This is a genomic window from Thermodesulfobacterium commune DSM 2178, from assembly GCF_000734015.1.
In the GTDB taxonomy this organism is placed as follows: domain Bacteria; phylum Desulfobacterota; class Thermodesulfobacteria; order Thermodesulfobacteriales; family Thermodesulfobacteriaceae; genus Thermodesulfobacterium; species Thermodesulfobacterium commune.
Map to the genome: position 1 here is coordinate 1,510,496 of NZ_CP008796.1, position 14,455 is coordinate 1,524,950.

Genomic DNA, 14,455 nt, shown 5'->3' on the forward strand with positions numbered 1-14,455 from the left:
TCAAGAGGTTTTTGTAACTTTTTTATGAAAAAATATTTTTGGTGAGTTTTTATTTTATTTATGATTCTGTAAAGACCAGTTTTATCTGAGGAAAGTTATCAAAAAGTAAGGAGATATTTTCCTGAGAAAGTAAAAGCTTGTCTCCGTTTATCTCAAAGTTTACGATGGCATCAGGATAGGTGATCTGAAGGCGGAAAGGGAAAGTATTCGTTTCTTCTTTAGTAACAAAGGTCTTCAAAAATTCTAAAAATTGTCTGTTTGCTAAGGTGTGAGGTACACAAACATTAACCACTCCTTCCTTAAAAAATCTAAAATCATTAAAAGGAGCAAGGTCTTCTACTAAAAGGGTTAAGGAATCCTCATCTCTGTCTACGGCAACTCTAAACCAGAGAATAGATCCTTCGGACATTACAGAAAAGTTTTGTTTGTAAAGATTCGGAAAAACCAGAGCTCTTTCCGAAGAAAACTCGTCTTCTATCGTAAGAATAGCCATCTTATCCCCGTTTTTTGTCTGCTTAAGCTTTATCTCTGAAATCAACCCCAGTAACACTACCTGCGCGCCGTCTTCTACTTGAGAAAGATTTTCTAAGTTGTAAGGGGTAAACACTTCTATAAAACGCCGGAGTCGTTTTACTGGATGGTCTGAAAGATAAAAACCAAGGCTTTCTTTTTCAAAAGCAAGCTTTGTTTCTAAATCCCACTCAGGTACTTCTTCTAAGGTATAAGAAGTAGACGGATTTAAAAGGGTGGCTTGCCCAAAAAGAGAAGAAAATTTGGTTTGGGTGGTAACAGAGAGGATCGAAGGAAGATTATGCATTAGCTTAGCTCTGTTTTGGTCTAAGCTATCAAAAGCACCAGCTTTTATCAAAGCTTCTATAGTTTTGCGGTTTACTTTTTTGGTGTCTACTTTATTGCAAAAATCCCAAAAAGAACTATAAGGACGTTTGTTAATAATCTCGTTTACTGCCTCTTCCCCTACGTTTTTTACTGCTTGAAGCCCTACTCTAATAGCTCCTTGTTCTACAGTGAAGCCTACATCACTTAAATTTATATCTGGAGGAAGAATAGGTATCCCCATTTCATTGGCTACAGAGATATATTTACTTACCTCTTCTCTTTTATCAACCTCGTAAGTAAGGATAGAAGCCATAAAGTAAACAGGGTAGTGGGCTTTTAGATAAGCTGTCTGATAAGCCACTAAAGCATAAGCTGCCGAATGGCTTTTGTTAAATCCGTAGTCAGCAAATTTTTCTATAAGATCAAATACCTTTTGAGCGATGTCTTCAGGAATTCCTCTATCTACAGACCTTTTAACAAACTCTTCTTTTAGGCTTTCCATCAACTCTTTTTCTTTTTTTCCAATAGCACGCCTAAGAAGGTCAGCTTCCCCCAGAGTATATCCAGCCATCACCTGGGCTATTTGCATAACCTGTTCTTGATAAACGATTACCCCGTAGGTTTCTTTTAAAATAGGCTCTAAAAGTGGATGTAGATATTCTGGCTTCCTTCTTCCATGTTTGGTTTCGATATACTGGTCTACCAGCCCACCCTCTAAGGGACCAGGACGATAAAGAGCTAAAACTGCGATAAGGTCGTTAAAGTCGGAGGGTTTAAGCCTTCTTAAAAGGTCTTTCATTCCTTGAGATTCTAATTGAAAGACTCCGTCAGTTTCGCCTGCCCTTAACAGTTCAAACGTTTTGGGGTCATCAAGAGGGATCCGATTTAAATCTAAGTCTATCCCCTCATATTTTTTGATAAGTTTAAGGGTTTTATCTATGATGGTAAGGGTTTTAAGCCCTAAGAAATCAAACTTAATAAGGCCAACAGCTTCGCAGGCCTTCATATCAAACTGAACAACTATTTCATTTTCCTCGACCTTCATCAAAGGAGCTGTCTCTATGATGGGTTTACCTGAAATAATAACTCCTGCTGCATGCTGACTTGCATGTCTTGGAAGGCCTTCAAGTTTTTTAGCCAGGGTAAAGAGTTTCTTTATCTCTTCATTTTTTTGCATAAGTTCTTGAAACTCTGGCCTTTCAAGTTCTTTTTCTAAAGACACATCAATCCCTGGACTTATCATTTTAGCGATAGGGTCTATCTCCTTAGGTTTAAAACCAAGGACTCGTCCTACGTCTCTCACTACTTGTCTTGCTTTTAACTGACCAAAGGTAGCAATTTTAGCGATATACTCTCTCCCATAAGTCTGAGCTACATATTCTATCACTTCGTCTCTTCTTTCTTTGCAAAAGTCAACGTCTATATCAGGAAGACTAGGACGTTCTTTGTTTAAAAACCTTTCAAAAAGAAGGCCCCATCTGATAGGATCAAGGTTGGTAATTCCTAAGGCATAAGAGGTGAGGGCTCCAGCAGCAGACCCTCTTCCTGGCCCAACAGGTATCCCTTTTGACCGTGCCCATTCTATAAAATCACAAACGATAAGAAAATAACTGGCATAACCTTTTTCGATGATAACCTCTAACTCCTCTTCCAATCTTTGACGATAAACCTCCTTTTCGGCAGCAAGTTGTCCTGTTTCTTCTAACTCAGATAGTCTTTTTTCAAGACCCTCTCTAGCCTTTTTGCTAAAATAACTCTCGGCAGTTTCTCCTTCAGGAACTTTAGCCTTGGGGAAAAGGACTTCTCCTGTTTTAAGTTCTAAATTTACCTTTTCAAAAACCTCCAAGCTATTGGTAAGCACCTCCGAAGGCAGGTCTTGAAACCTTTTGGCCATATCTTCCGCACTTGCTAAATAGAGCATATCAGTGTTAAACTTGAACCGGTCTGGGTCAGAAAGCTTGTGTCCTGTTTGAATACAGAGCAACACCTCATGAGCCAAAGCGTCTTCTTTGTCTAAATAATGACAATCTGCAGTAGCTACACATTTTATTTTGAGTTTTTCTGCTATCTCTAAGATTTTTTGGTTACAGACTTCCTGTTCTGAAAGACCATTTCGCTGGACTTCAAGATAAAAATCCTCCTTAAACAAGTCTTTATACCACTTAGCTACCTCTATAGCTTTGTCAATCTGGTTAAAAAGGATAAGCTTAGGGATCTCCCCTTCTAAACAGGCAGAAAGGGCTATTAGCCCTTCGTGATGTTTAACCAAAAGTTCTTTATCTATCCTGGGCCTATAGTAAAAACCTTCTAAATAGGCTTTAGAGGCAAGTTTGATTAAATTTTTATATCCTACCTCATCTTTGGCTAAAAGAACCAGATGATGTCCTGCCTCTCCGCGCTTAGCAACCTTTTTATCAAATCTTGAATTTTCTGCTACGTAGAACTCGCATCCGATAATAGGCTTTAAACCTGCTTCTTTTAAAGCCTTGTAAAAATGAATGATTCCATATAAAGTGCCATGGTCGGTGATAGCGCAGCCAGGAAGCTGATAGTCTAAGAGCCTATTTACTAAGTCTTTAATACGGATAGCACCGTCAAGGAGACTCCATTCAGTATGAAGATGAAGGTGAACAAACTCCCCCATAAGGCTACGTTCAAAAAAATAAACTATTCAGTAGGGGTTAAAAAAAGCTGATTTAAGTCTAAAGGTCTCTGGCCAAGCTCTTTATCTAAATAAAAAAGGGCTTGAGGGTCGTTTTTTATAAGTTTTAGTTTAGAGAGGATAGTTTTAAAAGAGGCTTCTTCTTCTACTTGTTCGTTTACAAACCACTGAAGGAAATTATCGGTTGCGTAATCTTCCAGTTTTTTAGCTAAACTTACCAGTTGGTTTATTCTTTTGGTTACTTCTTTTTCGTGATTATAGGCAAACTCAAAAACAGCTTCAGGGGAATCCCACTTGTTAGGCGGTGCTGGAATTTCTTGTAAAATCACTTTACCATCCCTTTCTACGACAAACTTGTAAAATTTCATCGCATGCATAAACTCTTCTGCTGTCTGAGCCTTCATCCATTTAGAAAACCCATCTAACCCTAAATCGTCAAAATAGGCTGCCATAGAAAGATATAAGTACCCTGAATAAATTTCCCACTTAATCTGTTCGTTTAAGGCTGCCTCGATTTCTTTTTTCATAGGAATTTCCTCCTTTTTAGCTTTATATATTTTAAACCTTTCTTAACCTTACGGCAAAAAATCCATCTAATCCGTGTTTATGGGGAAAGGTTCTTAAGTATTTATTTTCTACACAGAGTTCTTTTACTTTTTCTGGACAGGTTTTGCTAAGCACTTTAGCAGGATCTTCCAGCATAAACTCTGGATGGGACTGTAAAAACCTTTCTATTATCTGTTCGTTTTCTTCAGGCTCTAAACTACAGGTTGCATATACCATTATACCACCTTTTTTAAGAAAAGGGGCTAACCCTTCAAGAAGTCTTAATTGCCTTTCGGGTACCCTTAAAAAATCTTCCTCAGTACGAGCCCATTTAACGTCTGGATGTTTTCTTATCACTCCCGTTCCAGTGCAAGGAGCATCTATTAAAATATAATCAAAAAAAGGAGGTTGCAACTCTTTAAGCTTTTCTACCACATCCCCCACAAATACCTTAGGAAGTTTTAAACCTAATCTTTGAAAATTCTCTTTTAGTTTTTCCAACCTCCATTCATAGAGGTCAAAAGCCCAGATGGTACCTTTATCCTGCATAAGCTCCGCCATATGAGTGGTTTTACCTCCCACCCCTGCACAGGCATCAAGAACCTTAGCCCCTGGTTTGGGATTTAACAAAAACCCTACCAGCTGGCTAGCTGAATCCTGCACACTTATCCAGCCGAAATGATAAGGTTTAAGTTCAGAGATCTTTCCTCTAAAACCTTCTAATACGATCCCTGAAGGTGAATAAGGACAAGGTTTAGCTGTAGGCACTTCGTCTTTTTGCAAATACACCAAAAGACTGTCTCGAGAAACTCTTAAAGTATTAACCCTTATTACTAAAGGGGACCTTTCGTTGCTTGCACGCAGCAAAGCCTCAGTTTCTTCTCTCCCAAACCTTTGAAGCCACCTTTTTACCAACCATTCAGGAAAGGAATATTTTACTGAAAGATAATATACCTCATTAAAATCAGGGGGTTCTGGTAAGTTATCTTTATTCTCAAGCACTTTATGTAATACTGCATTTACCAGCCCTCTTATCCAGGCCCCTCTCCTTCTTGCAGAAAGGATTTTAAGACTTTCTGCTATAGCTACTCTTTCTGGGATCCGGGTGTAAAGAAGTTGATAAGCACCTAAACGAAGTATATTTCTGACCTCTGGGTCCATTTTTTCTAAAGGATGTTCAGAAAACCTTGCAAGGATAAAATCAAGATAATAGAGATGTCTAACCACTCCATTTACCAGTTCACTCACCAAAGCTCTGTCCCTTTCATCTGGCAACACACTTTTAGTAAGAACCTGTGAGAGGACCTCATCTAAAAGAGGTTTCCCTTTTTCCCAGCGAATAAGAATTTTTAAAGCTACTGCTCTTGGGTTGGTTTTCGATAGTCTTGGCATGGTGCTAAAATTATAAAATCGTTATTCCCACTGAAGGGCCATTTGTTTTAAGGTAAAAAGCCTGTCCCTCAAGACCGCGGCTTTCTCAAACTCGTAATTTTTGGCTGCTTCTTTCATTTCTTTTTCTACCCTTGCTATCTCCTGTTTTAGAGCTTCCAAGCTCTCAAAACTTTCAGAGATCTCGATTACCTTTTCTAAATCTACAAAATCTGCTTCTACTATTTTCATCAGAGGATCATCTAAGGATTTTACCACAGTTTGGGGAATAATACCATGCTTTTTATTATATTCCTCCTGAATTTTACGCCTCCGTTCTGTTTCTTTTACGGCTTTTTCTATAGCAGGGGTTATGGTTTGAGCGTAAAGAATGGCTGTCCCGTTTACGTTTCTTGAAGCCCTTCCTATCATCTGGATAAGACTTCTCTCAGAACGCAAAAAACCCTCTTTGTCTGCATCCAAAATAGCAATCAGAGAAACCTCTGGTAAGTCTAACCCTTCTCTCAAAAGGTTTATCCCTATAAGGACGTCATAAACCCCTCTTCGTAAATCTCTTATTATTCTTGCCCTTTCAAGGGTCTTTAAGTCAGAATGCATATAACAAGCCTTAATACCAAGGCCTTGATAATAGTCTGTAAGCTCTTCAGCCATTCTTTTAGTAAGGGTACACACAAGAACCCTTTCGTTTTTTTCTACCCGCTTTTTTATTTCAAAAAACAGGTCTTCCACCTGATTTTCAGAAGGTCTGATCTCTACCTTAGGGTCAAGAAGCCCTGTAGGACGAATGATTTGCTCTATTACTCTCCCCTGTGCTTTTTCGAGTTCATACTCCCCTGGGGTAGCAGAGACATAGATTACCTGATTAACCCTTTCTTCAAACTCTTCAAACGTCAAAGGACGGTTATCAAGAGCTGAAGGTAGTCTAAAACCATATTCTACCAAGGTTTCCTTTCTGCTACGATCACCTCGATACATTCCTCTTAACTGAGGGATGGTTATATGGCTTTCGTCTATGAAGATCAAAAAATCATCTGGAAAGTAGTCAAGCAAGGTATAAGGAGGCTCTCCTGTTTTTCTTCCGTCTAAATACCTGCTGTAGTTTTCGATCCCTTTGCAATAACCTATCTCTTCTAAAAGTTCGAGATCATACAAGGTTCTTTTCTCAAGTCTTTCTGCATAAAGATATTGACCTTGCGACCTAAACCATTCAACCCGCTCTTTTAGTTCCTTTTTTATCTCCTCTATAGCTACCTTTAATTTGTCCTCTGAAGTAACATAGTGGCTTGCAGGGAAGATAAGCACCTCATCTACCTTACCTAATACCTTCCCTCTAAAGGGATCTATGATTTTTATCTCTTCTACTTCATTTCCCCAGAGAGAGAGCCTTACTGCACGTTTTTCTTCGTTTGCAGGAAAAATCTCTATTATATCCCCTCTTACCCTAAAGGTTGCTCTGGTAAACTCAAGCTCAGTCCTTTCATAATGCATCGTAACCAGCGCCCTTAACAACTCGTCCCGGGAGATGGTTTGTCCGCGTCTTAAATAAAGATGTTTTTGAAAATACTCATGAGGCGAACCTAAGCCGTAGATACAGGATACACTGGCAACGACAATCACGTCTCTTCTTGAAAGTACCGCGGCTGTAGCCGAATGCCTTAAACGGTCGATCAACTCGTTGATAGAAGCATCTTTTTCTATGTAGGTATCTGTAACCGGAACATAAGCCTCAGGCTGGTAATAATCATAATAAGAAACAAAATACTCTACCGCGTTTTCAGGGAAGAGTTTTTTAAACTCGTTATAAAGTTGAGCTGCCAAGGTTTTGTTAGGGGCAATCACTAAGGTAGGTCTACCTACCTGAGCGATAACATTAGCCATGGTAAAGGTTTTACCTGAACCAGTAACCCCTAAAAGTACCTGATGTTTCTCCCCTCTAAGAACCCCTTCTACCAGCTCTTTTATAGCCTGTGGCTGATCTCCCTTAGGCTCTACCTCAGCTTTTAATCTAAAGTTAGCCTTTTTTCTCTCCATACCCTTCCTACCTGAGACAACCCTTTAGTTTAACAAAAAACTTCCATCACATCTTCCTTGAAAAGAAAACTCTACCAAACCTTCTCGACAGGTAGCAAAGCTAACCTCTTTTATCTGATTAACCTTATTATATATCTTTTCTATAAGACTTTTTCTTATCTCCTCTGGGAGATAGATACCACCTTTTTTCCTTTCTCCTTTTTGAAGATAAAGATCTGTTAATATTTTTGCCTTTTCAGGAAAGGCTTTTATTAACCGTTTTAACGACCGCGGGTTAGCTTTATAGGTACTTACCACCACATGCTTAACAAAGGGCAAGACCTCGGTTAAAACCTCTAAAACTTCTTCTTCGTTAACCTCAGGAATAATAGGGTCTATCCTAACGATGGTAGGGATTCCTTCTTGAGAGAGAACCTTTAAAGCTAAAAGCCTTTCTTCAAAAGAAGGAGCCCCAGGTTCAAGCCTTACCTGATAAACTTTAGTGGTGATGGTGATGGCTACAGCAACCCTTAGTTTTTTCAAAAGGTCTATATCCCTTAACACAAGGTTTGATTTGGTAATGATGAGCACCTTCAAAGGAAGTCCCTTAATTAAGTCTAAAAACATCCTGGTAGACTTGTGAATTTTTTCTAAAGGTTGATAAGGGTCTGAAGAGTTAGAGAGAGAAATAAGGCTTTCAGGGGGGAGTTTAGGTAACTCCTTTTCTATCTTTTTTAAAAACTCCTTTTTAGGGCGTGGGGAGTAAAAGTCCTTGATAAAAATGCTTGCATAACAATAAAGACACCCATGTCCACATCCAGTGTAAGGATTTAAAGAATACTTAGGAGGGCAGGTACAAAGAGGGGATTTCCACGGATCAAAGGGAGTAATATATGGCATAGCGATTTTAAATATAAACACCCTACCCTAAAATTCAACCAAGGAACTTTACCCAAATTTGCCGATAGAGATTTATAATCATCCATAATCTCCCCATTTTCCAATTGCTCTAAACGATTTATAATATCACCCATTGGGTGAAAAAATTTTCTAAATCTAAGAGGGTGCCATTATGCCGCAAAACTCTCTTAACTTCAAAATCCTAAAAACTAACGAACCTATCACCCCTTGTTCAGGACTTGCTCTTGTTGATGCCTTCCTCAAAAACTCTGGAATAAAAACCTTAATAGACCAACATATGCCTTTACCTGGTTCAAACAGAGGTTACATCGCCTTGCAACATACAAGCAGAAAAACAGACATCCCAAGATGACTTACAAGGGATCTCGTAAATACAGACCCATGATTACGGCCTTTAAAGAGGTGCCTTTGATAGTTTATCATAAATTTAAGGAAGGCAATAGGCATGATGGGCATGTAAGGGCGATAGAAGCAGCTTTTGAGATTTTGCCTGAGGGTAAGAGGATAGTGAGGTGTTTTACCGATACAATGAGAGGGGGGGAGATGGAGAACATTATCAAGGAGTTGAAGATAGGATTTGGAGCTGAATATATGCCTTTTGGGGATTTTGGAGCCAATGCGTTTTGGTTTGGGTTACAGGTTTTGAGTTATAACATTTTTGTTATGTTAAGAGAGGAAATACTGCCATGGGATTGCAGGAGGAGAAGGATAGAGATGGTTAAATGGTTGGTGTGAAAGGTGGGGTTAGTAGAGTTTTTATATGGGGAGGTTAAGAGAGGATACGGGAGAAATATGTTTAGAATCAGGGGAAAAAGATTTGAGAGGAGTGGGTACAGGTAGAAAATGGAATAGATTTTATATGGGGGTTGGGAAGAACTGTAGAAAGTAACTAAGGAATATGATTTTTAAGTATAAAAATTACGGAGAGATTTTTTATTTTATTTTCTATCGGGAAATTTGGGGAGGGAAAGCTTTCTTGAGTTTTTAAAAATATGGATTATATTTTTAAATATTAAATAAAATTATTGAAGAGGTGTAAAGAGATGAAAAAGGATATTCATCCCAAATACTATCCTAATGCAGTTATTAGGTGTGCTTGTGGTAATGAATTAAGAGTAGGGTCTACTAAACCTGAAATTAGAGTAGAAATTTGCTCTAAGTGTCATCCTTTCTTTACTGGTGAGATGAAATTTGTTGATACCGAAGGAAGGATTGAAAAATTTATGAAAAAATACTCTGACTTTTATCAAAATAAAAAATAAGCAGCTATGAGTTTATCTAATATTTACTTGACAAAACTTGAAACTATAGAAAGAAAGTTTGAAGACTTAGCGGCTAAACTTTCAGACCCTGAAATTATTTCAGACCCTTCAGTTTATGCTAAGCTTGCTAAGGAACATTCTGAACTTACAGAAATTGTATCTGTTTTTAAAGAATATAAGAAAGTCCTTAAAGAAATAGAAGAAAACAAAACCATCATAGAAGAGGAAACTGACGAGGAGTTAGTAGATTTAGCTAAAGAGGAACTAAAAATTTTAGAAAAACGTTTAGAAGAACTGGAAAAATTACTCCCTATACTTCTTCTTCCTAAAGATCCAAACGACGAAAAAAACGTTATCTTAGAGATCAGGGCTGGAGCAGGAGGAGAGGAGGCAGCTCTTTTTGCTGCTGAACTCTTAAGGATGTATCAGAGGTACGCTGAAAGAAAAGGCTGGAAGTTTGAAATCCTTGATGCCAACGACACCGGACTTGGCGGTTTTAAAGAAGTTGTAGCTAAAATAGAAGGAAAAGGGGCTTATTCTCGTTTAAAATATGAAAGCGGGGTACATAGGGTACAAAGAGTACCTATAACTGAAAGTTCTGGAAGGATTCACACCTCTACAGTGACGGTAGCTGTTCTTCCCGAGGTAGATGAAGTAGATATAGAGATCAACCCTGAGGACCTTAAGATTGAAACCATGCGTGCAAGCGGACACGGAGGGCAACACGTAAACAAAACAGAAAGTGCGGTAAGAATTACTCACATTCCTACCGGTATTGTAGTTACCTGCCAAAACGAAAGAAGTCAACATCAAAACAAAGCTACTGCTCTAAAAATCTTAAGGGCTAAACTTTACGAACTTGCACAAAGAGAACAACATGAAAAGATTCAAAAAGAAAGAAGAGCTCAGGTAGGTACCGGAGAACGTTGCGAAAAAATAAGAACCTATAACTTTCCTCAAAACCGGGTCACTGACCATCGCGTTGGTATCACCATCTACAACTTGCCAGAGGTCCTTGACGGAGATTTAGACGAATTTATAGATGCTCTGATTGCCCATTACAGAGCAGAAATGTTAAAACAAGAAGAAGGTCTAGGTATGGCAGCCTAAACCCTCGATAAGGAGGGACATATGATCGAACATTATAGCTTTGGAAGCCTTACTTTTAAAGGGCAAAATTATACCAAAGACCTTATCATACTCTGTACACAAGAAGAAGAAAAAATCTTTAGTTCCTGGTGGAGAAAAGAAGGGCACAAACTTCATGTAGAAGATTTAGCAGACATCTGGGATAAAGGGATCAAGTTTTTGATAGTAGGCATGGGAGCAAATGGGTTGATGCAAGTTACCCAAGAAGTTAAAGAAAAAGCTAAAGAATTAGGGATAATCCTTGAAGCCTATCCTACGGCTCAAGCTACCCAAAGGTTTAATGAACTTTATTCTCAAGGTGTATCTTTAGCTGGGGCCTTTCATCTCACCTGTTAATTTTTGTTAATTTTAGTTCCAACTCCAGGGATTTTCTTTGTTGTAAGGCTTAGAAACTGCTGGTTGGTCTGTTGATATAGGTTTTGGCCTTTTCTGCAGTTCCCGAGAATAGGGTTGAGGTTGTCCGGTATATCCCTGTGGTTGAGTCTCAGAAGGGATGGATTGGGATTGATAGAGTGGGGAAGTGGTGTTAGGGACAGGGGTAGGAGAAGCGGAGGGTTGCGTTTGAACTGGAGGTGGAGTGTAAGGTTGGGGTGGAAGTTGAGGCACTTGAATAACCTGCGTCTGATATCCCTGTGGAGCCTTTTCTTTTTTTTCTTTTATAAAAGGGAACTGGGATAGAAACTTAGAAAATATTCCTTCCTCTTCTTGATAGTAGTAATAAGGAGAGGCTGAATAAGGATAATAAGGAACTCCTCCGTAATATCCAAGATAAGGTGCTGGTAACCCAGAGGTCGCGTTGGTTTGATTTGAGGAGGAGGTTTTACGTTTAGTTTCTTCGTCATCAGCCCAACCAACAGTACCTTTGGTTACATCGATAACCAGACCCTTGGTAAGAGATTCTTCTACATCTACATCCGTAAAACCTTTAGCTCTGGTGACCTTAGGCTTAGAATCCCCTGTACGAGGAGGGAAAAGATAGGGGTAATAGTAATAATAACCTCTTTCAGGATGTTCTTTGCTTATACTATAAGAAGACATGGCATACATAGGTTCAGCACGATAAAAATCTTCCTCTGTACCTTCTATGTATACCTTTGCCTTAAAGGCAAAACGCGTAAGTTGTGGGATAACCTCAGAAACACCCTTTAACTCCTGGAAAAACTGTACTGGCTTTCTAGGAGAGGTTAAACTAAGCATTTGAGCATCTATGCTTACCGCTTCTCCTAAAACCGTAACGCTTCCCCAGATTACGTAATCTACATTAAACCTTTGCCCAAGGGATTGAGCTGTTTCTTTGTTGATTTTTTTAACTTCTTTTACTACCCCTTTTACCAACTCAGGGTCAACTACCTCTATTTTATTAGGAGCAAACAATCTACTAACAAGCATCTCAGGAATGGCTTCCTTCAAGTAAGATAAATCTCTATCTGCATAAACGTCAAAAGGAAGGATCAAAACTTTTTTTACTGTTCCGTTATCTTTAACTTCTTCAGCCTGAACCCAAGAAACGCATAAACATAACACACTAAAAATTAAAAAAAGATTTATAAAAAATTTAAACCTTTTCCCCATTATCCACCTCACCTGAAGACTAAAATACACCACTACAAGATAAAGGTTAACCCAATTTTATATTTTGTCAAAAGCACACCCCTTATCTTTCACAGGGTTTAACTTAACTATTTATCCTTTACTACCCTAAGTTGTTGATAAAAATTTATAATCATACATATCTCCTATTTTCTAATTGCTCCAAACGATTTATAATATCACCCATCATAGTGTTTATTTAATTGTGTCTACCAATGTGGGGGTAAGAAGCCTCCTTCCTAAAATTAGATATCGCTTCTTTAAATCCAGGTAAAATCCTACTCCTGTATCTCTCGTTCATCTCCAACAATACCCAAATATACTACCTTGTAAACTGAATCCATCCCTGAAAATACCTCTAATTATCTTAGCCCTCATCAAGATATCCCTTCATTAGCCTCTCTAATTGATTCGTAGTATAAATAAACCTTTTAACCTCTTTCTTAATTTTGAGTTTAACTTTATCATTTTTACCAGAAGGGGAGCCCCTTACCCCTAAGATTTAGACACAATTAATGAAACACTACCTTTGGAAAGCGTTTTTTAGCGGTTTCTCTTGAGCCTTGGGTGAGTTTGCAAAATTGTGATAGTATTTGAGACTTTAACTTTTTTGATTTAGCTTGGTTTTATTGAAGGGCTAATTTTTTAATTAACTTTTCTCTCTGTGCCTTAAAAATTTTGGTATCAGGGAAGAAATTTTAATTTTCAAGCACAGAATTTTTGATCTAACAATCTTTATTTCAGAAAAATTTTTACGATCTAATACTTGAAATAAAAAATGACATTTTGACTTTGAAACTACAGTGTCCGAAATTTTAGTTGACTTTAAAGTTATGTATTCTTATAATAAATACATAGTAAGTTAAAAAATAAATTTAAAAAAAAGGGTTATTTTATGTTTTTTACGGTAAAGGTATTATCTTTTATAATTTTAGTTATCTTTTCGGTTAATCTCTTTTTGGTTATTTATGATTTTATCAGGAGGTTTTTAACCCAGATAAAATATCAAAGATTAGACCGTGCTCGCAACTATTTTACTCGGATTTTAGAGGAGATATTTCGTGCCCCTTCAGTAGATTTGTCTAAACTTAAACCAAAGCTAAAAGTTTCTTCTTCATTGGAGAGACAGGCCCTTTTAGAGACGCTTCTAAATTATTCTTCAAGGCAACCTGAAAAGAGTTTTATCTTTGCTCAGGAGCTTGGTTACATAGAGGAATATGAGAAAAAGCTTAATTCTTCTAAACCCTATGAAAGAGGAGAAGCCTTCAGAACATTGGCTATTTTAGGTTCTAAAAGAAGTTTAGAAAGGATGTTAGAGGCCTTGCAAAGGGAAAATCACCCAGAGATAGCTTTTGTAGGGTTTTTGAGTTGCCTTAAACTTATTGATAAAGCTTATTTTAAAACGTTTTTCAACCTTCTTTATGAAAAGCAAAAACAAAGGGTTTTGAACCTTAGATCGGTTAGTCTGGTAATCACCGATTTTATAGATAGGTTTAAAGAACAGGCAAGTTTTTCTATCTATGATTTCCTAAAAGAACAACCTCCCTCTAATTCCTTTAGGATAGCTCTTTTGGAAGGATTTTACTATTCTAAACATTTAGATGAAACCTTGCTCAGGATAGTAAAAGAGCATCTTAATTTTGAGCATCCAGAAATTTTGGCTAAAGCCTTGAAAGTGTTAAGCAAAGCCGTTGAGTTTGATAAAGAAGTTGGTTCAGAGGAAATTTTGCCTTTTTTGAGGCATCCATCCTGGTTTGTTAGGCTTTCAGCTTTAAAGGTTTTAGAAAAGAAGATAACCCCTGAGATGGTAGAACATGTGGCCCCACTGTTAGAAGATAAAAATGCCTTAGTAAGAAGAGAGGCAGCCAAGGCGTTATTTAAGCTTCCTATAGAAGAACTAATCATCAGATTGCCTTCTTTGCTTGAGATTAAAGACCCATATGGTAGGGATAGCTTGGTAGAAGAAATGGTAATGAGTGGGGTTTGGGAAAGATTAAAAGATGGTGGGATTAAAGGTCCTTTAAAGAGTTATGTCGAGAATATAATGTCTTTTTTGCAGTTAAACTATAAAATGGCATAAGAGAGGGAA

The 14,455-nt window shown here is 37.9% G+C and carries 13 protein-coding genes; 7 read left to right on the forward strand and 6 right to left on the reverse strand.

Annotation, left to right across the window (positions count from 1 at the left end; all coding sequences use genetic code 11):
- Positions 1-58 precede the first annotated feature (58 nt).
- The 5 genes from dnaE to HL41_RS07685 are packed head-to-tail and all read right to left on the reverse strand — an operon-like array spanning position 59 to position 8,344.
- Entirely contained in the window at positions 59-3,481 is a 3,423-nt protein-coding gene (dnaE, locus tag HL41_RS07665; RefSeq protein ID WP_038060548.1) for a DNA polymerase III subunit alpha, read from the reverse strand.
- A 23-nt stretch (positions 3,482-3,504) separates the two neighbouring features.
- Positions 3,505-4,026 carry a ferritin gene (locus HL41_RS07670; protein WP_028841728.1) on the reverse strand — a complete coding sequence of 174 codons (522 nt, stop codon included), beginning with the start codon at positions 4,024-4,026 and terminating at the stop codon, positions 3,505-3,507.
- A 31-nt stretch (positions 4,027-4,057) separates the two neighbouring features.
- Positions 4,058-5,437, reverse strand: a complete 1,380-nt coding sequence (gene rsmB / locus HL41_RS07675) for a 16S rRNA (cytosine(967)-C(5))-methyltransferase RsmB (RefSeq protein WP_038060549.1) — start codon at positions 5,435-5,437, stop codon at positions 4,058-4,060.
- A 21-nt stretch (positions 5,438-5,458) separates the two neighbouring features.
- A complete protein-coding gene (gene uvrB, locus HL41_RS07680) occupies positions 5,459-7,465 on the reverse strand; it encodes an excinuclease ABC subunit UvrB (protein ID WP_038060550.1) in 2,007 nt (668 codons plus the stop codon).
- A gap of 24 nt (positions 7,466-7,489) precedes the next feature.
- Entirely contained in the window at positions 7,490-8,344 is an 855-nt protein-coding gene (locus HL41_RS07685) for an SPL family radical SAM protein (RefSeq protein WP_038060552.1), read from the reverse strand.
- 172 nt (positions 8,345-8,516) lie between these two features.
- Between HL41_RS07685 and HL41_RS07690 the strand changes: the two genes are divergently transcribed.
- The 6 genes from HL41_RS07690 (at position 8,517) to HL41_RS07710 (ending at position 11,112) form a co-directional block, all read left to right on the forward strand.
- A complete protein-coding gene (locus HL41_RS07690) occupies positions 8,517-8,717 on the forward strand; it encodes a hypothetical protein (protein ID WP_038060553.1) in 201 nt (66 codons plus the stop codon).
- A complete protein-coding gene (locus HL41_RS07695) occupies positions 8,714-9,100 on the forward strand; it encodes a transposase (RefSeq protein WP_144241988.1) in 387 nt (128 codons plus the stop codon). The genes HL41_RS07690 and HL41_RS07695 overlap by 4 nt, the downstream gene beginning before the upstream one ends.
- 25 nt (positions 9,101-9,125) lie before the next feature.
- Positions 9,126-9,254 carry a hypothetical protein gene (locus HL41_RS09885; protein ID WP_268745242.1) on the forward strand — a complete coding sequence of 43 codons (129 nt, stop codon included), beginning with the start codon at positions 9,126-9,128 and terminating at the stop codon, positions 9,252-9,254.
- A 154-nt stretch (positions 9,255-9,408) separates the two neighbouring features.
- Positions 9,409-9,627, forward strand: a complete 219-nt coding sequence (rpmE, locus tag HL41_RS07700) for a 50S ribosomal protein L31 (protein WP_038060558.1) — start codon at positions 9,409-9,411, stop codon at positions 9,625-9,627.
- Positions 9,628-9,633: 6 nt separating this feature from the next.
- Entirely contained in the window at positions 9,634-10,737 is a 1,104-nt protein-coding gene (prfA, locus tag HL41_RS07705) for a peptide chain release factor 1 (RefSeq protein WP_051754592.1), read from the forward strand.
- Positions 10,738-10,758: 21 nt separating this feature from the next.
- The gene (locus HL41_RS07710; protein WP_038060559.1) at positions 10,759-11,112 is read left to right on the forward strand and encodes an Mth938-like domain-containing protein; all 354 of its coding nucleotides are present in this window, start codon (positions 10,759-10,761) and stop codon (positions 11,110-11,112) included.
- 12 nt (positions 11,113-11,124) lie between these two features.
- On the opposite strand, the gene HL41_RS07715 is transcribed toward HL41_RS07710, so the two are convergent.
- Positions 11,125-12,348: a hypothetical protein gene (locus HL41_RS07715; protein ID WP_038060562.1), complete on the reverse strand. Its 1,224-nt coding sequence runs from the start codon at positions 12,346-12,348 to the stop codon at positions 11,125-11,127.
- Between the two features lie 913 nt (positions 12,349-13,261).
- Here HL41_RS07715 and HL41_RS07720 point away from each other — a divergent pair.
- On the forward strand, positions 13,262-14,446 hold the full coding sequence (locus HL41_RS07720) for a HEAT repeat domain-containing protein (RefSeq protein ID WP_038060564.1): 1,185 nt from the start codon (positions 13,262-13,264) through the stop codon (positions 14,444-14,446).
- Positions 14,447-14,455 lie beyond the last annotated feature (9 nt).

Bases quoted from the DNA above. Each gene is read 5' to 3' on its own strand.
- dnaE (WP_038060548.1), bottom strand. From the start codon at position 3,481: ATGGGGGAGTTTGTTCACCTTCATCTTCATACTGAATGGAGTCTCCTT.
- HL41_RS07670 (WP_028841728.1), bottom strand. From the start codon at position 4,026: ATGAAAAAAGAAATCGAGGCAGCCTTAAACGAACAGATTAAGTGGGAA.
- rsmB (WP_038060549.1), bottom strand. From the start codon at position 5,437: ATGCCAAGACTATCGAAAACCAACCCAAGAGCAGTAGCTTTAAAAATT.
- uvrB (WP_038060550.1), bottom strand. From the start codon at position 7,465: ATGGAGAGAAAAAAGGCTAACTTTAGATTAAAAGCTGAGGTAGAGCCT.
- HL41_RS07685 (WP_038060552.1), bottom strand. From the start codon at position 8,344: ATGCCATATATTACTCCCTTTGATCCGTGGAAATCCCCTCTTTGTACC.
- HL41_RS07690 (WP_038060553.1), top strand. From the start codon at position 8,517: ATGCCGCAAAACTCTCTTAACTTCAAAATCCTAAAAACTAACGAACCT.
- HL41_RS07695 (WP_144241988.1), top strand. From the start codon at position 8,714: ATGACTTACAAGGGATCTCGTAAATACAGACCCATGATTACGGCCTTT.
- HL41_RS09885 (WP_268745242.1), top strand. From the start codon at position 9,126: ATGGGGAGGTTAAGAGAGGATACGGGAGAAATATGTTTAGAATCAGGG.
- rpmE (WP_038060558.1), top strand. From the start codon at position 9,409: ATGAAAAAGGATATTCATCCCAAATACTATCCTAATGCAGTTATTAGG.
- prfA (WP_051754592.1), top strand. From the start codon at position 9,634: ATGAGTTTATCTAATATTTACTTGACAAAACTTGAAACTATAGAAAGA.
- HL41_RS07710 (WP_038060559.1), top strand. From the start codon at position 10,759: ATGATCGAACATTATAGCTTTGGAAGCCTTACTTTTAAAGGGCAAAAT.
- HL41_RS07715 (WP_038060562.1), bottom strand. From the start codon at position 12,348: ATGGGGAAAAGGTTTAAATTTTTTATAAATCTTTTTTTAATTTTTAGT.
- HL41_RS07720 (WP_038060564.1), top strand. From the start codon at position 13,262: ATGTTTTTTACGGTAAAGGTATTATCTTTTATAATTTTAGTTATCTTT.